Below are 1,578 nucleotides of genomic sequence, written 5' to 3'. Positions count from 1 at the left end.
CGACGGCGTGCCTATTGAAGAATGAACCGGCGAGTTACTTCAGCTAGCGAGGTTAAGCAGAAAATGCGGAGCCGCAGCGAAAGCGAGTCTGAACAGGGCGTATAGTTAGTTGGAGTAGACCCGAAACCACAGTGATCTACCCATGTCCAGGTTGAAGCACAGGTAAAAATGTGTGGAGGACCGAACCAGTGAGCGTTGAAAAGCTTTTGGATGAGATGTGGGTAGGGGTGAAATGCCAATCGAACGTGGAGATAGCTGGTTCTCCCCGAAATAGCTTTAGGGCTAGCCTCATGGCGAGAGTACAGGCGGTAGAGCACTGAACGGGGTAGGGGCCTATCCGGCTACTGAACCTAATCAAACTGCGAATGGCTGTACTTATCCATGGGAGTCAGACTGTGAGTAATAAGGCCCATAGTCAAGAGGGAAACAGCCCAGACCAACAGCTAAGGTCCCCAATGCCGTACTAAGTGGCGAAGGATGTGGAATTTCGAAAACAACCAGGATGTTGGCTCAGAAGCAGCCACCATTAAAAGAGTGCGTAATAGCTCACTGGTCGAGAGACTCTGCGCCGAAGATGTCCGGGGCTAAAGTACGGAACCGAAGCTTTGGCAATTAACATAAGTTAATTGGGTAGGGGAGCGTTCCTGCATGGGAGAAGCCTGACCGGAAGGACAGGTGGACAGGCAGGAAGAGAGAATGCCGGTATGAGTAGCGAAAAGAAGGGTGAGAATCCCTTCCACCGAAAGCCTAAGGGTTCCTGGGCAACGATCGTCGTCCCAGGGTAAGTCGGGACCTAATCCGAGGCGGAGACGCGTAGGAGATGGACAACAGGTTGAAATTCCTGTACTGGCTGAGGCCGTTTGAGCGAAGGAGTGACACAGGAAGGAAGGCGCGCGTGCGATTGGAAGAGCACGTCCAAGCAGGTAGGTCGGGAGACAGGCAAATCCGTTTCCCGTAAGGCCGAGATGCGATGGGGAGCTTCTGGAGACAGAAGCGAAGGGGCTGGCACTAAACTGTCGAGAAAAGCTTCTAGTGAGGACTCAGGCACCCGTACCGAAACCGACACAGGTAGGCAGGATGAGAATTCTAAGGTGCGCGGGAAAACCCTCGTTAAGGAACTCGGCAAAATATATCCGTAACTTCGGGAAAAGGATAACCCAGCGTACGTGAAGTGCAGAAGCGCATGGAGCGGAGATGGGTGGCAGAAGAGAGGCCCAAGCGACTGTTTACCACAAACACAGGCGTCTGCTAAAGCGAAAGCTGATGTATAGATGCTGACACCTGCCCGGTGCTGGAAGGTTAAGAGGAAGTGTTAGCGCAAGCGAAGCAGTGAATTGAAGCCCCAGTAAACGGCGGCCGTAACTATAACGGTCCTAAGGTAGCGAAATTCCTTGTCGGGTAAGTTCCGACCCGCACGAAAGGTGTAACGATTTGGGCACTGTCTCAACGAGGGACCCGGTGAAATTGAAGTACCTGTGAAGATGCAGGTTACCCGCGACTGGACAGAAAGACCCCATGGAGCTTTACTGTAACCTGAGATTGGATTCCGGTAAGAGATGTACAGGATAGTTGGGAGGC

Annotated in this window: 1 rRNA gene; it reads left to right on the top strand. The window is 52.6% G+C overall.

The window, feature by feature from the left end:
* Positions 1 to 1,578, top strand: a 23S ribosomal RNA gene (locus ACFCTO_RS12085); the annotation flags it as partial.

It is taken from the genome of Megasphaera indica, assembly GCF_046614755.1.
Taxonomy (GTDB): Bacteria; Bacillota; Negativicutes; order Veillonellales; family Megasphaeraceae; genus Megasphaera; species Megasphaera intestinihominis.
This window is presented reverse-complemented; position numbering and strand designations above follow the sequence as displayed.